The sequence below is a fragment of the Longibacter sp. genome (assembly GCF_051155795.1).
Classification (GTDB): Bacteria; Bacteroidota; Rhodothermia; order Rhodothermales; family Salinibacteraceae; genus Longibacter.
On record NZ_DAXETW010000086.1, the window covers coordinates 64,343 to 83,519 of the forward strand.

At 61.7% G+C, this 19,177-nt stretch carries 19 protein-coding genes; 13 read left to right on the forward strand and 6 right to left on the reverse strand.

Features of this window, described 5'->3' with window-relative positions:
- Positions 1–120 precede the first annotated feature (120 nt).
- Positions 121–879, reverse strand: a complete 759-nt coding sequence (locus tag ACFCU0_RS09380; RefSeq protein ID WP_434973406.1) for a tetratricopeptide repeat protein — start codon at positions 877–879, stop codon at positions 121–123.
- Between the two features lie 783 nt (positions 880–1,662).
- Between ACFCU0_RS09380 and gap the strand changes: the two genes are divergently transcribed.
- From gap to ACFCU0_RS09405, 5 genes are all read left to right on the forward strand, one after another.
- A complete protein-coding gene (gene gap, locus ACFCU0_RS09385; protein ID WP_434973407.1) occupies positions 1,663–2,679 on the forward strand; it encodes a type I glyceraldehyde-3-phosphate dehydrogenase in 1,017 nt (338 codons plus the stop codon).
- A 140-nt stretch (positions 2,680–2,819) separates the two neighbouring features.
- A complete protein-coding gene (locus ACFCU0_RS09390) occupies positions 2,820–4,013 on the forward strand; it encodes a phosphoglycerate kinase (protein ID WP_434973408.1) in 1,194 nt (397 codons plus the stop codon).
- Positions 4,014–4,319: 306 nt separating this feature from the next.
- A complete protein-coding gene (locus ACFCU0_RS09395; RefSeq protein ID WP_434973409.1) occupies positions 4,320–5,309 on the forward strand; it encodes an ABC transporter ATP-binding protein in 990 nt (329 codons plus the stop codon).
- A 53-nt stretch (positions 5,310–5,362) separates the two neighbouring features.
- The gene (locus tag ACFCU0_RS09400; RefSeq protein ID WP_434973410.1) at positions 5,363–6,184 is read left to right on the forward strand and encodes an ABC transporter permease subunit; all 822 of its coding nucleotides are present in this window, start codon (positions 5,363–5,365) and stop codon (positions 6,182–6,184) included.
- Between the two features lie 132 nt (positions 6,185–6,316).
- Positions 6,317–7,330: a hypothetical protein gene (locus tag ACFCU0_RS09405; protein ID WP_434973411.1), complete on the forward strand. Its 1,014-nt coding sequence runs from the start codon at positions 6,317–6,319 to the stop codon at positions 7,328–7,330.
- 139 nt (positions 7,331–7,469) lie between these two features.
- On the opposite strand, the gene ACFCU0_RS09410 is transcribed toward ACFCU0_RS09405, so the two are convergent.
- Entirely contained in the window at positions 7,470–8,135 is a 666-nt protein-coding gene (locus tag ACFCU0_RS09410) for a hypothetical protein (protein WP_434973412.1), read from the reverse strand.
- A 375-nt stretch (positions 8,136–8,510) separates the two neighbouring features.
- Here ACFCU0_RS09410 and ACFCU0_RS09415 point away from each other — a divergent pair, with 375 nt between their 5' ends.
- The 4 genes from ACFCU0_RS09415 to ACFCU0_RS09430 all read left to right on the forward strand — a co-directional run bounded on the left by ACFCU0_RS09415 (position 8,511) and on the right by ACFCU0_RS09430 (position 12,046).
- Complete coding sequence (locus ACFCU0_RS09415) at positions 8,511–9,401, forward strand: dimethylarginine dimethylaminohydrolase family protein (protein WP_434973413.1); 891 nt, start codon at positions 8,511–8,513, stop codon at positions 9,399–9,401.
- Complete coding sequence (locus tag ACFCU0_RS09420; protein WP_434973414.1) at positions 9,398–10,078, forward strand: TIGR04283 family arsenosugar biosynthesis glycosyltransferase; 681 nt, start codon at positions 9,398–9,400, stop codon at positions 10,076–10,078. Before ACFCU0_RS09415 ends, ACFCU0_RS09420 begins: the two co-directional genes overlap by 4 nt.
- A gap of 116 nt (positions 10,079–10,194) precedes the next feature.
- On the forward strand, positions 10,195–10,659 hold the full coding sequence (locus ACFCU0_RS09425) for a BlaI/MecI/CopY family transcriptional regulator (protein ID WP_434973415.1): 465 nt from the start codon (positions 10,195–10,197) through the stop codon (positions 10,657–10,659).
- Positions 10,643–12,046 carry a M56 family metallopeptidase gene (locus ACFCU0_RS09430; protein ID WP_434973416.1) on the forward strand — a complete coding sequence of 468 codons (1,404 nt, stop codon included), beginning with the start codon at positions 10,643–10,645 and terminating at the stop codon, positions 12,044–12,046. Before ACFCU0_RS09425 ends, ACFCU0_RS09430 begins: the two co-directional genes overlap by 17 nt.
- A gap of 153 nt (positions 12,047–12,199) precedes the next feature.
- Here the strand turns inward: ACFCU0_RS09430 and ACFCU0_RS09435 are convergent, their stop codons facing one another.
- The gene (locus ACFCU0_RS09435; protein ID WP_434973417.1) at positions 12,200–12,706 is read right to left on the reverse strand and encodes a hypothetical protein; all 507 of its coding nucleotides are present in this window, start codon (positions 12,704–12,706) and stop codon (positions 12,200–12,202) included.
- 105 nt (positions 12,707–12,811) lie between these two features.
- Entirely contained in the window at positions 12,812–13,405 is a 594-nt protein-coding gene (locus ACFCU0_RS09440; RefSeq protein WP_434973418.1) for a hypothetical protein, read from the reverse strand.
- Positions 13,406–13,897: 492 nt separating this feature from the next.
- Between ACFCU0_RS09440 and ACFCU0_RS09445 the strand changes: the two genes are divergently transcribed.
- From ACFCU0_RS09445 to ACFCU0_RS09455, 3 genes are all read left to right on the forward strand, one after another.
- Positions 13,898–14,398, forward strand: coding sequence for an HNH endonuclease (locus ACFCU0_RS09445; protein ID WP_434973419.1), 501 nt, complete (start codon positions 13,898–13,900; stop codon positions 14,396–14,398).
- A gap of 300 nt (positions 14,399–14,698) precedes the next feature.
- Positions 14,699–15,709, forward strand: coding sequence for an alcohol dehydrogenase (locus ACFCU0_RS09450; protein WP_434973466.1), 1,011 nt, complete (start codon positions 14,699–14,701; stop codon positions 15,707–15,709).
- Between the two features lie 236 nt (positions 15,710–15,945).
- The gene (locus ACFCU0_RS09455; RefSeq protein WP_434973420.1) at positions 15,946–17,016 is read left to right on the forward strand and encodes a phosphotransferase family protein; all 1,071 of its coding nucleotides are present in this window, start codon (positions 15,946–15,948) and stop codon (positions 17,014–17,016) included.
- Positions 17,017–17,057: 41 nt separating this feature from the next.
- On the opposite strand, the gene ACFCU0_RS09460 is transcribed toward ACFCU0_RS09455, so the two are convergent.
- A complete protein-coding gene (locus tag ACFCU0_RS09460) occupies positions 17,058–17,750 on the reverse strand; it encodes an OmpA/MotB family protein (RefSeq protein ID WP_434973421.1) in 693 nt (230 codons plus the stop codon).
- Between the two features lie 245 nt (positions 17,751–17,995).
- Between ACFCU0_RS09460 and ACFCU0_RS09465 the strand changes: the two genes are divergently transcribed.
- Positions 17,996–18,310: a hypothetical protein gene (locus ACFCU0_RS09465; protein WP_434973422.1), complete on the forward strand. Its 315-nt coding sequence runs from the start codon at positions 17,996–17,998 to the stop codon at positions 18,308–18,310.
- 109 nt (positions 18,311–18,419) lie between these two features.
- Here ACFCU0_RS09465 and ACFCU0_RS09470 read toward each other — a convergent pair whose 3' ends face one another.
- A complete protein-coding gene (locus ACFCU0_RS09470) occupies positions 18,420–19,094 on the reverse strand; it encodes a hypothetical protein (RefSeq protein ID WP_434973423.1) in 675 nt (224 codons plus the stop codon).
- Positions 19,095–19,177: the final 83 nt, after the last annotated feature.

Here is a 19,177-nt window from a genome sequence, read left to right on the forward strand (position 1 = left end):
GCACGGAAGGAATCTCAGCGATCGCCGCAACCGCGAACACCGCCGCCCTACCGACAAGATCCGGCAGTGGAGCGACGGTGCTTTCTGATTCAGTGGGCGTCGGAATGAGGTCGGCGTCCGTCAGGACGAGGCGGCACGCTTGGCCTCTAAGCGGGCAAGGAACACGTCCGCGTCGGCAGCAGCAGGGGACTCCGGGTACTCGTCTGCAACCTGGCGATAGAGCTCTTCCGCCCGGGACAGGTTGTCAGCTCCCTCGAATGCCCGAGCCGCATCGATCAGATATACGGGCGACCGTGTTTCACTCTCGTACGCATCGGCGGCCTCCAGGTAGAGTTCGGCAGCACGCTCGTACGATCCGCGGGACTCGTAAATCGTCGCCTCTGCCGCGTAGGTGCTTGCGCCGATGAAATTCGACTCTTTGTCGAAGGACTGATACATCTGCAGCGCCTCGTCGTACTGCCCGAGGTTGAAGTAGGCATTGCCCGCGTAGAACGCCGCCAGGTTTCCGGCGGACGTGCCGCCGTACTGGTCAGCGATGTCAAGCAACCCGAGTCGGGCGTCCGCCTGTCCCGGCTGCGTTGATCGGGGGTCGGTCGGGTCGAGACGCTCAACGCCGTCGAGAGCCCTCTGGTAATCACCCGCTTCGTACACCGGCATGATCCGGCCAAGGTGCTCGGCGGCGACACCCGACTGTTGCTCCATATATACAAAGTATCCGCCCGCGCCGAGGGCGAGGAGCACAAGAACGGCGATAGCACCGTAAACAGTTGTTTTGTTGTCCTGGTAGTACATGACCGCGCGAGCCGTCACATCGAGCAGTGCGTTTCCGCTCGATTTGGAAGAAGTGGACGACGATTGCGGCGTCTGAACGGATGACATGAGCAGTACGTACGATCGAGAGATTACGGTCGGGGTCCGGGCGGGTACACGTCTTCGGCCGAAACTGCCGAAAAAAAACGCACGGTCCGCACGGTGTTCTACCTGATCCAGAGCGGCTGTTGTACGCAGGGACCCGGCATCGTTTCCGATCCTTCACGCTCTTCGGTGCAGGCAGGACCTTTTGCATGTGATTTTTACGCAGCGGTCTGCTGTCATGCGGCCTCTCCGATCCTCCACCGTCCGCGGACGTGCCAGACTGCATGAGAATGAGCCGAAGAAAACGACGGGACCATCGGAAAAGCGCTTCCGCGCCTTGTTCGTGTCCTCCCCGCCTCGTTATTTACAGACGATTTTCGCGCAGTCAGCCGTCTCTGTGACTCGCATGCGGCACATGCACTCCGTTCGTCCATATAGCCGGTCCATGTCGATCTCGCATTAACCAGCTGCGTTTCGCCGACACAGCGGGTCCGGCCGCTGGGAACGATGTCCGAAATTCTCCCTCGGCGATGGACAACCAGCGCGGCGACGATGTGTAGAATCGTCGCTGTGGGCGGGGTCCGTGTTCCCGGCCCCGCATCCGGTAGCGAAACATGCAGAACGCAGATGCCCCGGCGAACAACCAGCCAGGGGCTGCCAGCATCACGGGCCACGCGGTTGAACGGAACGCTCGACCCCGAACGACGCAACGCGCAGGACTGAAGAGCACGCGACGGATCCGCGCCTGGCGCACGACCCGTCGTGCACGATACCATCTGATCATCCAACTCGAATCGAACTCGCTCTATGTCTATCAAACTCGGCATCAACGGCTTCGGGCGCATCGGTCGCCTTGTCTTTCGCTCCATTCTGGAACGGGACGATCACGACTTCGACATTGTGGGCGTCAACGACTTGACCGACGCCAACACCCTGGCCACGCTGTTCAAGTACGATTCCGTCCACGGCCAATTCCCCGGTACCGTGGAGTTGGATGGGAACACTCTGGTCGTCAATGGCGACCGTTTCCCCGTCATGCAGGAAAAGGATCCGTCGAACCTGCCGTGGGATGAGCTCGGATGCGACGTGGTGATCGAATCGACCGGCTTCTTCCGGACCCGCGAAGGTGCAGCCAAGCACATCCAGGCCGGTGCAGACAAGGTCGTGATCAGTGCTCCGGCGAAGAGCGATGTCGATGCGACGATCGTTCTCGGCGTGAACGAAGGCGACCTGACCGGCGATGAGGAAGTCATCTCCAACGCAAGCTGCACGACCAATTGCCTGGCCCCGATGGTCAAGGTGCTGGACGACAGCTTCGGCCTTCAGAGCGGTCTCATGACGACAGTCCACGCCTACACGTCTTCGCAGAACATCGTGGACGGCCCGCACAAAGACCTGCGCCGCGCTCGTACGGCGGCCGAATCCATCATCCCCACGACGACCGGCGCGGCCAAGGCCGTCGGCCTCGTGCTACCGCACCTGGACGGCAAGCTGGACGGGATGGCCATGCGCGTCCCGGTACCGAACGGCTCGATCGTCGACCTCACGGCCAACCTCGCGCAGGACGTTTCGATCGACGACGTGAATGCCGCCTATCAGGAGGCCGCGTCCGGCGCGATGGAAGGCGTGCTTCAGTACAGCGAAGAGCCGCTCGTTTCCCGCGACATCATCCATAACCCGCACTCGTGCATCTTCGACGCGCCGTCCACCATGGCAGCTGGATCGATGGTCAAGATCGTCGGCTGGTATGATAACGAGTGGGGATACTCGAACCGCACCGTTGACGTCGTCGAGCGCCTCATGAAGGCAGCGGCAACGGCGTAGCGTTCCAACGGGCCGGGACCCTCGTGTCGCGGCCCGTTTTCCTGTTCTGTGCATGACGGCTCCGGCGTCTCTCGAGAGCACCCTCACGAACGGACGCCGCCCCGCATGCTTTTTTCCGCCAGGCCGAACTCTCTGTACGCATGAAAAAGCTGACGCTTGACGACATCGACGTCCGGGGAAAACGCGTGCTTGTTCGCGTGGACTTTAACGTACCGCTGTCAAACGACACCGGCAGCCCCTCCGTCGCTGACGACACCCGGATTCGGGCGGCTCTGCCGACCATCCGCCACATCCTTGACAACGGTGGACGGGCCATCCTCATCAGTCACCTCGGTCGCCCGGGGGGACAACCGAACCCGGACCTGAGCCTCGCCTGCGTCGGCGACCACCTCGGCACGCTCATCGAAGAACGCGTCCGATTCTCCAGCAACACGGTCGGAGACACCGTGCGCGAGGTGATCGACGGTATGGGTGATGGTAGCGTGATCCTGCTGGAAAACACCCGCTTCGAGGCCGGAGAGAAAGCAAACGAACCCGAGTTTGCCAAAGCGCTCGCTGAACTCGCCGATGTATACGTGAACGATGCCTTCGGCGCGGCGCACCGGGCTCACGCATCGACGGCCGGCGTCGCGGAGCACATCGACCTCTGCGCGATGGGCCGATTGATGGAGAAAGAGATCGAAGCCCTGACGCGCGTTCGAGATCACCCCGATCCACCGACCGTTGCCATCCTCGGCGGCGCCAAGGTTTCGGACAAGATCGGGACGGTCCGCCGGCTGATGGATTCGTACCAGAACATTCTGATCGGCGGGGCGATGAGCTATACCTTCCTGAAAGCCCTCGGCCACGACGTGGGGGAGTCCCGCGTGGAGGATGATCGCCTGGACACCGCTGAGGAATTATTCGAAGCGGCCGACGGGTCGATCGTTCTCCCGAACGACCATGTGGTCGCTGCCGAGTTCGATGCGAGCGCGGAATCCAAGGTTGTCCACGGCGACATCGAGAATGGCTTCATGGGGCTCGACATCGGCCCGGATACAGTCGAGACGTACCGCGAAACCATCATGAACGCCGATACGATTGTCTGGAACGGCCCGATGGGGGTCTTCGAGATGGACGCGTTTGCCGAAGGCACAATGGAAATCGCGGAAGCCGTCGCGGAGGCCACGGATAACGGCGCCTTTTCGGTCGTCGGTGGCGGTGACTCGGTATCCGCGCTCGTTAAGTCCGGCTACACGGAGCGCATCAGTCACGTTTCCACCGGTGGCGGCGCTATGCTTACGTTTCTCGAAGGTGCAGAATTGCCTGGCATCGACGCGCTGACCGACGCATAGCGTAACGCACGGAAAAACCAGCACCGGCTGTCCGAGAAAGCGCGTCTCCCAATGCTTCGGGAGGCGCGCTTTTTTGCTGAATGACGAAGGACACCTCACGACGGAAGGGCCGCAGCTGCGATTCCTCTGGAATCGCCTGACCGAACGGGTCTCCCACTCGTCTCTGTAACGCTCCTCCCGGTCGTAACGTGTCCAGAGTGGCAGAGGAGTTGAACCGCATCCCCTGCCCATCAGTTGATTCCCCGCTTTCGCCATGCGCGACCACCCGAACGCATTGCCCCCTTTTCCACCGTCCATCGCCCTCCTATGCCGCCTGTCATTTCGATCGCTTCACTGGAAAAGACCTATCGGAGCGGCGTTCTTCGGCCGCATCGGGTTCGCGCCCTCGACGGCGTCTCGATGGAGGTTCCCTCCGGGTCGGTCTTCGGGCTTCTCGGGCCCAACGGCGCGGGAAAGACGACCATGGTTAAGATCCTGCTCGGCGTCGCACGGGCAACGGGCGGCAAGGCGCGCCTCTTCGGTCATGCGCCGGGCGACCCCACGGCGAGGGAGCGTGTCGGATACCTTCCGGAAAAGCACGAATTTCCGGATTTTCTGACCGCTCCGCAGATGCTCGAAATCTACGGCCAGATGGCTGGCGTATCAGACGAGGACCGCAGCCGTCGCATTCCGCAGCTGCTCGAGCGTGTCGGTCTTTCGCACGCGACCGATCAGAAGCTCAGCGGTTTTTCCAAGGGGATGCTGCAACGCGCCGGGTTGGCTCAGGCCCTCTTGAACGAGCCGGACCTGCTCATCCTGGACGAACCGACGGACGGCGTGGACCCCGTCGGTCGACGGGAGATTCGCGATATCCTCGTCGAGCTGAAAGAGGAAGGAAAAACGGTGCTCATCAATTCCCACCTGCTCTCCGAGGTAGAAAAAGTGTGCACCGAGATCGCCATCTTAAACGACGGTAAGCTCGTTCGGACGGGCAGCATCGAGAGCCTGACTACTGCGGATCGGACCTATGCGCTGAGCTGCACCCCGATCCCGGACGACACACGAACTGCACTTCAAGACATCCTCGAGGCTGCAGACGCCTCGACGACGCCCGACGGCAAACGGACAAACGGGTCCGCCGGCGCCCCCGGCCTCCGGCGCTATCGGGTTCGGCCGGAGGATCGCACCGGACTGAACACCGTCATCGACCGTCTTCGACGCGACGGCGTCGAGATCGACGAAATCACTCCGGTGCGACAGACGCTCGAAGACTACTTCATCGACGTGGTCAACCCGAAGGACACCGTGTCCGCCTGACGGACGCCGCGCCTCCTCCACCGCCCTTTTTCGCCCGACCCAACCTCCGACCTGTGCTTCCCTTTCTCGGCATGCTCCAACTCACGGTGCGCGAACTCCGCGCCAAGAAAGTGATCTGGGGACTTTTTCTGATCAGCTCGCTCGTCCTCCTGATCGTCACGTTCGCACTAAACCTGGACGTCGTCGACGGCACGCTGGCGAGCGCGCGCATCTTTGGCGCGGAAGCAACCGGCGGCATCGACCTGGAAAATCTCGTTTTCGCCGTTCAAAGTATCGTGGCCGGCGCGGCGTACTGGCTCGGAATCCTGCTGGCCCTGTTCGCCTCCGGACCGATTTTCACCACCCTGCTCACCAAGGGCCACATCGACCTGCTTCTCTCCAAGCCAATCAGTCGGACGCGGCTCCTGACCGGCCACGTCGGCGGCGTCTGGCTCACGATGCTCGGGCTGTGCGTGTACCTGCTCGGCGGCATCTGGCTCATCATGTCGCTGAAAGCAGAAGTGTGGAACGCCCGGTTCCTGCTTTCCATCCCGATCGTCTTGTCGATGTTCGGCGTAATGTATGGCGTGATCGTCGCGATCGGCAGCTTTACCCGGAGCACGGCGTTATCCCTGATCGTTACCTATGGCTTAATCGTCGCTTCCCTCGGACTCGCGGCGGTGACGCAGATCACCGAACAACTTGGATTCGTCAGCAAAGCGGTCTTTCTGACGCTTTACCACACGCTCCCGAACTTCACCGAGGTCACAACCATCGTGTCGAAGCTATCGCAGGGCGAGCCGGTCGCCGACTGGTATCCATTCCTGTCCTCCATCCTCTTCGGCGCCGCGTGCTACATCATCGGCGGCATCAAATTCTATAGACGCGATTTTTAGTACCGCTCGACCAACTGCGCCTTGCGTAACACTCCTACTTTCGCAAACGTGATGCAGGACGACACAGGGCCGGACGAATCTCCGCCCCGGATGCCAACACCGCTTCCCTCTCCGACGACCCATCGCCATACGATGACGCGCTCCGACTGCTACTTCCGTTTCCCTCTCTCGCTTCTGGTGGTGCCCCTCCTGGCCCTCCTGCTTCTGGTCACCGGGTGCGGGAGCGAGGACGCGCCACCCCTCACGGACGCCACCGAACAGGCGACGAGCCTCCTCCCGGCGTCCAGCGATATGGTCGCGATGGTGGACCTAGTGCATGCCCGGGATCATTCGCCCGCGGCGCAGGCCGTCTTCGATAAGATGCTGCCAGACCTTGAGCAGTCTCCGGAGGCAAGGGCGCACCTCGATGCCATGAACATCGACCTCGAAGCGGATGTACGGCGCGTTTACGCCGGCGGAGGCCTGGCCACCGAACCGCGCAAGCCGCTGTTTCTCGTCTACGGCTCGTTCGACACCGAAGCGATCAATGACCACCTCCGTTCCGAGGCCGCGGCGGATTCGCTTCGAGCCCGGCTGATCGAACTGAACGGTCGCCCGGCGATCACGATGAACGAACGAGACCCGTCCTTCGCGGCCGTCGTGGCGAATGAGTCGCTTGTTCTCATCGGTGAACGCGCCGAGGTAGAGGCCGCACTTGGTCGTGTGGATGGGGATGCAACCGGTTCCCTGTCGGAATCCACCGACAAAGTCGCCCTGCTGCGTGAAGCGGCCCGCGGGCAGAGCATGTGGGCGGCGCTCATGTCGATCCCTGAAGAAATGAGATCCAACGGGCCCGACCGCGTCCAGAAAATCACCTCCATCGCCCAGGCCGGCACCGCCTCGTTTACGTTCCAGAACGACGGAAGCCTGGACGCACGGATGCTGGTGAAAGCCGGGGACGCGGAGACTGCCAGCGACCTTGCCGATGTGATGCGCGGCCTGGTCGGGCTCTCCAAGCGGCAGGTCAGCGAGGAACCGGAGTTGCAGGACGTGCTCCAGAGCGTGAAGGTCAACAGCCGCGACACGGACGTGACCGTCACGGGCCAGATCCCCGCATCCGTCATCGATAAACGGTTCAACCCGCAGCCGGCGACGTCCGCACTGTAACCGCCAGGCACCTCGAGAACCTCGGACTCAAATAGCGACGCCTGCCCCCGGTGCTGGAGAGCAGGCGTCGTTTCGTTTACCGAATCCGGGTCCCGCTCGCGCGAGCGGGCGCATACCGTGCAAGCTTACCGGCGGCGCTTTACCGGGATGAATACGACAGTCGCATGATTCGCTCGATCAGGTTGCGCTCTTTCGTGCGAAACCCTTCGCGAATCGTGCGATTGCCGACCTCCACGACCTGCACCTCCTGGCCGCGCGTGATTTTCGCGAACGCGATCTGATCGGCGAAAGGCTGGATGGCCGCTTCGTTCGTTATCATTTTGGTGCCCTTCTCTTGCAAGACCTCCCGCACCCAGTCGTGGCGCGCGCTCAGATACATGATGGGAATGTCTTCCTCCCCCGCTCCCGGCGGCCGGTAAATGAAGTACAGATCGGTCACCGACTCTCTGAACCCGTCCCGGTCGACTTCAAAGCGGTAGTCGATGAAGACATTATTCGCGCTTGAGAGGCCGATCCCCTCCGTCTCGATCAACATGTCGCGAAGCTCTTGCACCGGCATCTGCGTCGGTGCTTCCGGAGACCGCTTCACCACGAGCGAGTCGGACCGGTCGATCACATTGACGAGCGTGTCGAGTAGCGCGCGCGTCGCAGACTCGGCCTGTACCGGCGCGACAACCTGCGTCGTCTGAAGCCACCGCTGCGCGGTGGCATCCTGCGGTCGGGCTGTGAACGCGACCGAAACGAGCAATACGGCGACGACGGCTCGTCGAGACACGTACGAAAGAGAAAGAAGTGAATGTATCATGGCAGAAGGAGGGAAATGAATGGGAGGACAACAGGCGACGCCGGGTAGCCACACCAGGCTGATGCCTGCCCGGAAAGGCGTCGACGACGGACTACTGTCACAGGGAAATCCAGGTGAACGTGCGTTCTATCCAGGATTCTCTCAACAATGAAGACGCGCTTCCTTCCCCAAACGTAACACTGAATAGCCAATTATGCCATTCTAACGCTTCGATCATGACGTTCGGCAATACATTCGATTTATTTTGCGACCGCGATCGCCTATGTTGAAAACATGTTTCCGGTCGCCGGATCGGCGTGCAACGCCCCGTATCAGCGGCGGCGTCATCGCTTCACCAGTGCACTCAGACGACTTCTGATCAGTCCTTACCCCTGCATGGTATACACCAACCTTGACTCGATTGACTTTTCGCTCGATGATTGCGCGTCGCTTGAACGTCCCCGCCGGGTTGTGCTGACCTCGCCCGACTACTTCGACGTGGAGTACGTCATCAACCCACACATGAGCGGCAACATTGGTGGCGTGAATCAGCCGGTCGCGATGCAGCAGTGGAAAGCACTCCGGGCGGCCTACTCGGCCGTGGACGTCGAACCGCTTATCGTCGACGGCGAGGCGGGTCTTCCGGACATGGTATTCTGCGCGAACCAAACGCTCCCCTACAAAACGACCGACGGGCGCAACGGCATCGTGCTCAGCCGCATGCACGCACCGGAGCGCCAAAACGAGGTACCGCACTACGCGGCCTTTTTCGATGCAATCGGGTATGACGTGCAGTCCCTTCCGGAAGAGATCGACATCGACTTTGAGGGAATGGGAGACGCCATCTGGCATCCGGGGCGCCGCCTACTATGGGGCGGCTACGGCTTCCGAACAGATCGTGAAACGTATGAAGCACTCGCGGAGCTGATCGACGTGCGAGTCATCGCGCTGTCCCTGTCGGATCCGGAGTTCTATCATCTGGACACGTGCTTCTCGGCGCTCAACACCGACAGCGTACTCATCTTTCCCGATGCGTTCGATGACGAGGCCCTTCGCCTGATCCACCGGTTCTTCGACACGGTCGTTGAGGCGCCCGAGGGCGAGTCGAGACATCAGTTCGCCTGTAATGCGCACTGCCCCGACGGCGACCATGTCTTTATCCAGGAAGGATGCACCGAGACGGTCGGACGGCTGGCTGATGCCGGCTTCCATCCGGTAGAGCTCGACACCAGCGAGTTTCTGAAGTCAGGCGGATCCGTCTTCTGCATGAAGCAAATGATCTGGTGAACCTGTCCGTCATCATTCCGACACTGAACGAGGCCGAGCACATCCGGTCCACGATCGATTCCGTTCGTACGAGTGGGCCCTGTCATGAGATCATCGTGGTGGACGGCGGCTCGACGGACGAGACGCGTGCCATCGCAGCGCGACGCGCGCAGGTGCTCCGAGCCGACCGTGGACGCGCTCACCAGATGAATGCGGGCGCGGACGCCGCTACCGGCGACATCCTGCTGTTTCTCCACGCGGACACGCTGTTGTCGAAACCTGCCCTCGCCTCGGCTCGCCGGGCGATCCGGTCCGGAAGCGTCTGTGCGGGAACGTTTCGGCTCCAGTTCCAGCCCTCCACGCCTGCGCTTCGGTTTTTCGCAGCCTGCACACGCATACCGTGGATGAAGCTGTGCTTCGGAGACCGGGGTCTCTTTACGACGCGGGAGGCCTTCGACGCGGTCGGCGGCTTCCCGAAATGGCCGGTGTTCGAAGACCTTGAAATGGCCACACGGCTCGCCAACCATGGGGGCTTCGCCCACCTGTCCGCCACCGTCACGACATCCGCCCGCCGGTTCCAGCGAAACGGGGCGCTCCGGCAGCAACTCCATAACCTCCGCCTCTGGTTGCACTACGTCGCCGGCACGTCCCCGGCGTCCGTCGCCCACCTGTACCGGTACGACGAAGGGCGGGGATAGCGGTCTACCCCCTGTGCCTGACCACCACCTCTCCCACCCGACATCAACGCCTGCTTGACAAAGTACTACATGAGTAGTACTATAGAAGGAGTAATTCAGGCTAACACGACATCCACATGCGAAAGAAGTCACTCACATCTCTCGGCGAGACGGAGATGGAAGTTCTCCATCACGTGTGGGATCTCGGCGAAGCGACGGTCTCCGATGTGCGAGAGCGAATCCTCCGGGATCGGGACATCGCGTATACGACGGTCATGACCGTTCTCAAGAAACTGTCGGAGAAAGGATACCTGCAGTACCGGAAGGACGGCCGCTCGTACGTCTACTCGGCCGCCGTGCCACAAGAAGACGTACAACATACGCTGTTGCATCGCCTGATGGACAAGGTTTTTCACGGCTCCCCTTCCGCGCTCCTTCAGACGCTGATCCAGCGAGAGAAGCTAGACGAAGACGAGCAAGCGTCGATTCGGGACATCCTCGCGCAGCTTGACGCGCAGGACGCAGCAGATCGCGGTCCGGGTATCGAGGAAAACGCCGACTCTACGTCCAGTCGATCAGGCTCTCATGATGACGATGCTTGAAGTTCTTCACGACATCGGCCGCGCAACAGCACACGCCCTCTGGATCCCGGTGGGTATTTGGACAGTGGGCGCAATGCTCATCGACGGCCTTCTTCGCGGTATCCGCCCGTCTCCCCTTGTTCGGTATCGCGTTCGACAGGCGCTCCTGTTCGCGCTCCCGATCAGCCTCATCGCGGGCCTCGTCCTGCATCTGCCCGTTTCAAGCGCTCCGGTGCACGATGTTGCGTCTCGACTCGGGACCAGCGTCTTGTCGTTGCCGACCGTGGATGTCGCCGGTGGAACAGGCTCGGCCATCGACTGGACGCATGCGCTCGGCCTTCTCACAATCATAGCCCTGCTATGCGGGATCGCCGGCGTCGTTCGGCTGGCCGTCCACACACGAAAGCTATGCGGGCTCCGCCGCCAAACACACCAGGATGCAAGTGATCACGTGCACCGGATCGAGCGGAACCTCCGGTCGAATCTCGGGCTCACGCGCCCGGCACTCCTGCGGATCTCGAGCACCGACGTTCCCATGCTCGTCCCCGGCCGTCCGCCGCACATTGTTCTCCCCACGTGGATGGCCCAGAACGCGGATGAACAGATTAGCCAGGACCGGCTTCGGATGGCCCTCGCCCATGAGCTGGTTCATCTTCAGCGGTACGACGACGTGAGTGCCATCGTCGAACGATGGGTCGTCGCCGTCGGGGCACTACACCCACTTATCCGTCGTCTCGCACGATCAATCGTTTTCGACCGCGAGACGGCCTGCGATGCCCGGGTACTGAGCACGCTCTCCTGCAGACGCGGTACGTATGCGCGCCTGCTTCGCGACGTCGCCACGCGATCCCGACCGATCCACTCCGTTGCCCTCAGCCAATCAGCATCTACTCTCCAGGAACGCCTGCAAGCCATGACGTTCAGCCGCCCCTCCCCGTCTTCTGCTATCATTCGAACCCTCAGCATCGGTGTGCTGTCGCTGCTGACCATAGGCATCGTTGCCTGTACGGATGCGCCTTCAGGGTCTCCGTCAACCGATGCCGAAAACCCTGTCACGACCTCCTCCTCCAGCGACAAGCCGGCGTCACCGCCCTCGGCCGTCGATGCGTATCCGAAAATCGTCGGTGGGTTACAGGCCGTCCAGGAAGCGATGCAGTATCCGGAGTCTGCGTACGAAGCCGGTGTCGAAGGCCGCGTGCTGGTGCAGTTCGTCGTGGATGCGAACGGAAACGTTCAGGAAGCGACCATTGCGCAGGGCGTCCACGACCTGCTGGACGACGAAGCGCTCCGTGTCGTGCGGGCGACCGATTTCACGCCTGGTCGACAGAACGGAAAGGCCGTGCCTGTGGAGATGACCCTTCCGATCACCTTTCAGCATGCAGAGTCGACACAAGGGACAACCGGATAGCCGGTCTCTCGGCGCTCACCGCCACCGGATGATCACCGTCGCATCCGTTAGGTTGTCACACAACGGAGAACGCCCGGTCGGTTTGTCCGCCGGGCGTTTGTCGTGCCGATACATTCTCGTGCCGATACGACGTAACCTGCTTGTTTGCGCCGGTTACCAGGCCACCTTTCGTGCGGGGTGATCCGGGTCCGGCTCGTCGACGCCGCGCTGAGCAGGATCACCGACCCGGCTCAGGCTGCGATTCCAGTAGAACACACCGCCGGCGAACAGGAGGGCGGCAACGAACGCGATCGCGGCGTTCATCGCTGCGATGCGCCACTGCGTACTGACGATCGATGTGATCACGACGTCCTGACTCGCCCCGGGGTTGACGCGCACCTCGACGGTCTCCTTGTCGCTAACAAGCGGAATCAACGAGTGAGGAAGGGCCAGCTTGTCCTTTGTGATGACGCTACCATCCTCCAAGGGCACACGAAGTGAGACCCAGTCGAAGGTGACATCGACTCGATTCTCCTCGTGCACCTCAAGGATTTCGGCTGTAGCGGGCTTTCCCTGGTCGAGAGTCGCCTGCAGGTCAACGGTGGTTTTCCCCTGATGCAGAGCGACCACGAGAAAGAACAGGGGGACGATCCAGGCACCGCGTGCGACGAGTCGAGTCACGGGACGGAGACGTTATTGTCAGACAAGAACACTACGCGTAACGTTCTGTCCCCGGCCAGGATCTGTTGCATCCGATGATTTGACGTGAAGCCGTCGCAAACGACGTCACTTCTCTGATGCTTCGGCGTGCTCGAGCGTGCCGATTGTTAGAGAGCGGATGATATAGATGCCATCCGGCACGAACACGGCGGTGTGGGTGAGGTACGGTTCGTGATCTGCAAACGACACCGTCACCGATGCCTGTTCTTGCGTGTATTCTACGGACGTTTCCGACCGCCGAATCCGGAAGTGCATGTTCTGTCCCGGTTTCATCCCGTCAACCTCGTCGGTCATCGGGTCGTCGCCCCATACCGTGAGTGCAACGGAGTCCCCGGTCCAGGTCATGTGTCCCGCGCATTGGCCGGACGGGGTAAAGACGGCGAGTTCGTCGCCGGGCTGCACCGGCATTCCAACGGCGGCCACGTCGGCGGTGTGGGGAAAGATGAGCGTTGCATCCGAGCCGGTACGGGACGGGCAGATGTCTGACCATGGCGCGAACGGCTCGACCTGCACGGAGTCCACCACAAGACGACCGTCTGCCTGCGCGGTGGCCGGCGAGAGCGCCGGCGCGCCGGTGCAGACCAGAATGGAAAGAATCAAAAAGCTCCGGATGATGCCTCGAAAGACACGCAGGCCCGGAGGGAGAGAGAGAGTGCTCATCGCATGAAAGCCTGGGGTAAAGCGCCTGAGATCAAGGGGGGCACAGCACGCAGGCCGCACCAATCGTAAGGTACGGCCACATCTTCGCTACCAAGTGCTCGTTTCCACCGACTCCGCTCGATCTATGGATGACGACGCGGTCACCTATGGATCATGGGACAACCGGGTCGGCGGCGAGCGTGCCCGCGGAGCTGCAACGCAGCCGAGCTCGTTATTGGACCGTAAAGAGCCGCGTCGCGGAGCGATGCCGGGGAGATTCAGGAAACAAAAGATGAAAGTTTAGATATGGGAGATAGCTGACAGAGAAGCGCCCACGCGGCGGTTCTCTCGTTTGTCCCCACGTCGACTGATCACAGTCCCCGGTTTTCCGGGAGAGGACATCCCCTTCAGAACCATTTGCCTATGCAACGCTACGCGACCGCGACGCGACCTCAAGCCGGTTCTACTTCGTTCGAAACGTCGTCTTACGAGGCAGGCAGAGGGCCATCGACCATGAGCGGTCACGTACTTGTTCTAAATCAGGACTATAGCGCACTTACGGTCTGTAGCGTGCAGCGGGCCATCATCCTGATGCATCTCCAGAAGGTGCATCTGGTCGAGTCGGTGCCGGATGAGTACATCCGGTCGCCCAGTCTGCGTTTTCCCTGGCCCAGTATTGTCCGCCTGAAGCAGTACGCGAGCGTGCCCTACAAGCGCGTGATGCTGTCCCGGAAAAATATCATCAAACGGGACCAGAACACGTGCCAGTACTGTGGGTCCCGCGACGATTTGACGATCGATCACGTTCTGCCCAAGTCTCGCGGAGGTCGTGATACCTGGGAGAACCTGGTCACGGCCTGCGTCTCCTGCAATAACGCAAAGGGCGACCGCACGCCGGACGAAGTGGGCATGGAGCTTGACCGAGAGCCGTTCCGGCCCAGCTATGTCATGTTCATCCGGGATTTCGTCGGGAGCGTCGACGACACATGGAAGCCGTACCTCTTTCTCTCCTAGGGGATCGGCCGTGACGCCTTTCTATTCCCGGCCGACAGGGCCCGCTGACGTTTGATCCATATGTGGCAGCGCCGCCTCTTTCCGTAGTCAGCGTGTCTGCGCATACCGGATACCGCACCCTGATCCTGCCGCACCCTGATCCTGCAGCTTTCCTCAGGCCGCACATTCTTCTGCAACGGGGTGATGAGAGGAAAACGAAACAAAGTCCCCCCTGGCGGACCGCAATGGTACCGGTGTGGTTGAGGGTTCTGGCGAAGCACGATCTCTCACCACCAGACAACAGATCCGTTTATGGCTACCATGAAAGCTGTGCAGGTCCAGGAAGCAGGTGGAGACTTCAATGTCGTCGATCTCGACATCCCGGAACCGGGCCCCGGAGAAGTTCGCATTGCGGTAAGAGCCTGTGGCATCTGCCACAGCGATGCCTTCGTGAAGGAAGGTGCATTCCCCGGCATCGAGTACCCGCGCGTCCCCGGCCACGAGGTGACCGGGATCGTCGATGCCGTCGGCGATCGCGTCGAAATGTGGGGCGAAGGCGACCGCGTCGGTGTCGGCTGGCACGGTGGGCATGACTTCACCTGTCCCGCGTGTCGCGACGGCGACTTTGTGAATTGTGAGAACGGCAAAGTGACCGGTATTTCCTTTGACGGCGGGTACGCGGAATATATGTGCGCCCCGGCAGAGGCGGTCGCCCGTATGCCGGATGATCTCGACTTCGACGAGGCAGCCCCACTCCTCTGCGCCGGCATCACCACATTTAACGCGCTCCGCAACAGCGGCCTGACGCCCGGCGACCGCGTGGCTGTTCAGGGCGTCGGCGGACTCGGACACCTCGGCATTCAGTACGCCGCATCGTTCGGCTGCGAGGTAATCGCCCTGTCTCGTGGCACCGACAAAGAGGATCTGGCCTACGAGCTGGGAGCGGATCACTTTATCGATGCGACGGATGGGGACCCATCCGAGAAGTTGCAAGCGCTCGGTGGCGCAAACGTCATCCTGGCCACGGCGCCAAGCTCCGCTGCGATCACAGCGGTTGCAAACGGACTCGCCCGCGACGGCAAACTCATGATCGTGGCCGCTACCGCCGAACCGATCGAGATCTCGCCGATGCAGCTTATTATGGGAAGGAAATCCGTTCAGGGATGGCCTTCCGGATCGGCGGATGATTCAGAGGATACGCTGGACTTTAGCGCTCTGAACGATGTGGCCCCGTTGATCGAGACGTTCCCGCTGACGGACGCAGACGCAGCCTACGAGCGCATGATGAATAACGACGCTCGATTCCGGGTTGTGCTGGTTCCCGGCAGCTGAAGCGTCATCTTGAGGACACGATCGTGAAACCGCTCATCCGACCATGTTGCGGGCTCCAGGGCCTGCAGCATGTGATCCGGCTGAGCGGTTTCTGTATGGAACCACCGCGGTTTGAGTGCACCGGATATCTCTGGCATTGCGCGCACCGTTCCCCCGGCGCGCGATTGGCACTTTGAGCTACGTGCCCTATCATGGCTTTGCCCTCGCAGATCTCCTCATCGATCCCATGAGTCCCCGTGCCCGATCCATCCGAGCAGATTATCGACGTCCGCGAGGACGAGTCGTTCGACGTGACCGCCGTGGCAGATTTTCTGGAGCCGCGGCTCCCAGGCGCGTCCGGCACACCGGAGGTACGACAATTCGGGGGCGGAAAAGCCAACCTGACCTACCTTCTCGATTACGGCAAGGCGGAGTACGTTCTCCGACGGCCGCCGCTCGGACCGGTCGCCGACAAGGCACACGACATGGAACGCGAGTACACGGTCCTGTCCCGCCTTCATCAGGCGTTTTCACTTGCTCCCGAAGCGTTTGTTTATTGCGGGGACGCATCGCTCATCGGCGCAGACTTCTTCGTGATGGAACGCCGGCACGGCGTCGTGGTGCGGGAAACCATGCCTGACGCCTTCCGGGACATCTCGGACGCACCGCAGCAGATGGCAGAGGCCCTCATCGACGCCCTGGCTGACCTGCATGCCGTCGACTACGAGGCGGTCGGCCTTGGCGAGCTCGGACGCCCGGAGGGATTCATCGAGCGTCAGATCGAGGGCTGGTACCGGCGCTGGGAAGCAGCAAAAACCGAGGACGTCGCCGCGATGACGGACGTTTACGAGTGGCTATTGGGTCACCGCCCAGAAGAAGGTGCGACGTCGCTCGTTCACAACGACTACAAGCTCGACAACCTCATGCTCAATACCGGCGACCCAGGAACGCCGGTTGCCGTCTTCGACTGGGACATGTGCACTCTCGGCGACCCGTTGAGCGACCTCGGTTCCCTCCTCACCTACTGGGTGCAGCCGTCCGATCCTGCACCGTTTCAACAGTTTGCGACCATGCCGGTCGACAACCGCTTTCCCTCACGACAGTCAATCGTTTCCCGGTACGCAGATCGCAGCGGGCGGGACGTCGGCGACATCCGATTCTACCACGCACTTGGGCTGTTTCGGCTCGCGGTGATCGTCGCGCAGATCTATATCCGGTATGAGCGCGGACAGACTCAGGACGAACGCTTTGCCGCGCTCGGTCCGATGATCGAAATCACGGCACATGCCGCTCGCGACGTGGCACACGGGGAATGGGACACGGCGTAGAAAAGCATCTCTCCGGTGCCGGAGATACTCAAAGAGATCGTTTAAAACCCCTTCCGTGCTCCCGGTCGGCCCGGCGACCCGGACGGTCTGTCCAGCGACCGGTCGGAGCCGATCGCGTCGGGTTCGCTGCCGGGCAGTACCGCGATCCGCACGCGGCGGTTCTCCCGTCGACCGTCGGCGGTTTCGTTCGTGGCGATGGGCTGATACGGACCGAACCCGACGACCTCGAATCGTTCCGGCGAGATGTCGTGGGTCCACTGAAGGTGGCGGACGACAGCGGCGGCCCGACCGGTCGATAACTCCCAGTTGCTCGGAAACTTCGATTTCAGTTTATCGCCGATGGGCTGATCGTCGGTGTAGCCTTCCACCCGCACAATCCGATCCGGGTACTCGCGGTTGAGCGTGCCGGCCACGCTTTTCAGCTTTTCGACGCCTTCAGACGTCAATTGAGCACTTCCACTCTCGAAGTAAAGGTCCGTCGAAAGGACTTCGATCGTTTCGCCGCGGCGCATCACACCGGAATTCGCCCGTCGCCGGGCGTCGATCAGGTCCTGGCGCAGGGCCTCGTTTTCATCTTCGAGGCGCTCCACTTCTGCCGACACGTCGGATCGAGTGTCGTAGTCACGGGTCGCCGGCGTTCCGGAACACCCGGCTGAAACGACCAGGAGAGCGGCGAGAAGAAGGACAACATACGGCTTGTGCGGTGCAAACGGACGTCTGAGTACGGAAGTCACGTGACGAAGCAGGCGATGAAACGGGTGGTGGGGGCACGCCGACCCGGAGCAAACCGGTGGCGACGGCACTACAATATGGACCGACGTCAGGTGCGGATCAAGCCCTGCACCAGATTGAAACGGTCTCCACACGGCTTCCGCAGCGGTCGAGCTTCTGAGCAACCTGTACCCGCCCTGCATCGTAAGCACTCTACCTCTTTCACGAGGCCCGGTGCACCGGTCCTACCGTTATCTCCCGCTGACGCATGCCCCCTCCCATCAGTGCCGGCGACCTGTTTCAAGATCACATCGGCCCGCTGATGCTCTCCACCGGCTTCATCGGCCTGTTTATCATCAGCGTGCCGATCATCAAGATCTTTGCCGTCTCGGCAGAGAGCGAGGCGATTCTCTTCGCGCTACTGTTTCTCTTCTGCCATGTCGCCAACTGGCCCATGCTCCAGTTACGCTGGACGCTCTGGTGGCGTGGCCGGCTGACGCCCTACGCCGCCTGGTGCCTGACGGCCCTCCTCCTCGGCTCGTTCGGTATCCCGCTCATTCTGCTCGCGGATCTTCTCCATTAGCGGTTGTCGACCCGCAGGGTGAGCTGGCAGAGTGCACCGTGGGTCCGTCCGCCGCCAGCGACTGTCGTCGTCGTAGTTGTCCTCATACCGTTTTTTCGTTACGCTCGTCTCATCGGTCCCGGCGACGCTCCCACCGGTCTTCCTCCCAGTCGTCGCGATCGTCATCGTAGCGCCGATCCCGGTATCGGTCCCGATGCAGTCGCTCCGGCTCATAGACCCACACATCATCGATCCGCCGATCGCCATCCCGATCGATCAGTTCCGCCAGGGGAAATCCGTCCTGACTCACCTGCATTACCCATCCACGCGCACCGAACGGGACCCAGCGCGCAACCGGGTCGCCGTGATAGCCGGACCGGTCCCCCCATCCACGTATGTTCCTGTAGAGCTCGCGCCCGAGCAGGTCGATCATGATCCCGGCGCGAAACTCGACGCGTGACCGCACAACCTGACGCGGCCGCCGATTTACTACGACGATCTGACTCGGCCGGTACGGGCGCCAGGCGTGCCGTGCCTCCGGGCGAACGAAGCCTTTCTCAACACACCAGCGCCAGCCGTGGACGGGGTGGCCCTGGCGGTTGCGGCAAAACGGTGGTGCATCTTTGCGGACGGCGCGGCGCGGGGCGTACCCCTCCTGTGCATATGGACGAGGGGCCCACCATTCTGCCGCACCGGGGCGACCGGACGTGCCCCCCCGACCCTGCGCGACACTGATCAGTGGATCGGCGCACCAGATCAGGCCAACGGCAACAACAAGCCAGGCGAAACGCGTGGATGCCAGCATGACCCTGTAGCTTCTTCGAGGCGGAGGCGACGTTTCGTGCGTGCCACGCTGGAGACACTCCAAGCGGGACGAATGAACGCCTG

What these genes read in the sequence shown, in the direction of transcription:
- ACFCU0_RS09380 (WP_434973406.1), bottom strand. Translation starts at nt 879, where the DNA reads ATGTCATCCGTTCAGACGCCGCAATCGTCGTCCACTTCTTCCAAATCG.
- gap (WP_434973407.1), top strand. Translation starts at nt 1,663, where the DNA reads ATGTCTATCAAACTCGGCATCAACGGCTTCGGGCGCATCGGTCGCCTT.
- ACFCU0_RS09390 (WP_434973408.1), top strand. Translation starts at nt 2,820, where the DNA reads ATGAAAAAGCTGACGCTTGACGACATCGACGTCCGGGGAAAACGCGTG.
- ACFCU0_RS09395 (WP_434973409.1), top strand. Translation starts at nt 4,320, where the DNA reads ATGCCGCCTGTCATTTCGATCGCTTCACTGGAAAAGACCTATCGGAGC.
- ACFCU0_RS09405 (WP_434973411.1), top strand. Translation starts at nt 6,317, where the DNA reads ATGACGCGCTCCGACTGCTACTTCCGTTTCCCTCTCTCGCTTCTGGTG.
- ACFCU0_RS09410 (WP_434973412.1), bottom strand. Translation starts at nt 8,135, where the DNA reads ATGATACATTCACTTCTTTCTCTTTCGTACGTGTCTCGACGAGCCGTC.
- ACFCU0_RS09415 (WP_434973413.1), top strand. Translation starts at nt 8,511, where the DNA reads ATGGTATACACCAACCTTGACTCGATTGACTTTTCGCTCGATGATTGC.
- ACFCU0_RS09425 (WP_434973415.1), top strand. Translation starts at nt 10,195, where the DNA reads ATGCGAAAGAAGTCACTCACATCTCTCGGCGAGACGGAGATGGAAGTT.
- ACFCU0_RS09430 (WP_434973416.1), top strand. Translation starts at nt 10,643, where the DNA reads ATGATGACGATGCTTGAAGTTCTTCACGACATCGGCCGCGCAACAGCA.
- ACFCU0_RS09440 (WP_434973418.1), bottom strand. Translation starts at nt 13,405, where the DNA reads ATGAGCACTCTCTCTCTCCCTCCGGGCCTGCGTGTCTTTCGAGGCATC.
- ACFCU0_RS09445 (WP_434973419.1), top strand. Translation starts at nt 13,898, where the DNA reads ATGAGCGGTCACGTACTTGTTCTAAATCAGGACTATAGCGCACTTACG.
- ACFCU0_RS09450 (WP_434973466.1), top strand. Translation starts at nt 14,699, where the DNA reads ATGAAAGCTGTGCAGGTCCAGGAAGCAGGTGGAGACTTCAATGTCGTC.
- ACFCU0_RS09465 (WP_434973422.1), top strand. Translation starts at nt 17,996, where the DNA reads ATGCCCCCTCCCATCAGTGCCGGCGACCTGTTTCAAGATCACATCGGC.
- ACFCU0_RS09470 (WP_434973423.1), bottom strand. Translation starts at nt 19,094, where the DNA reads ATGCTGGCATCCACGCGTTTCGCCTGGCTTGTTGTTGCCGTTGGCCTG.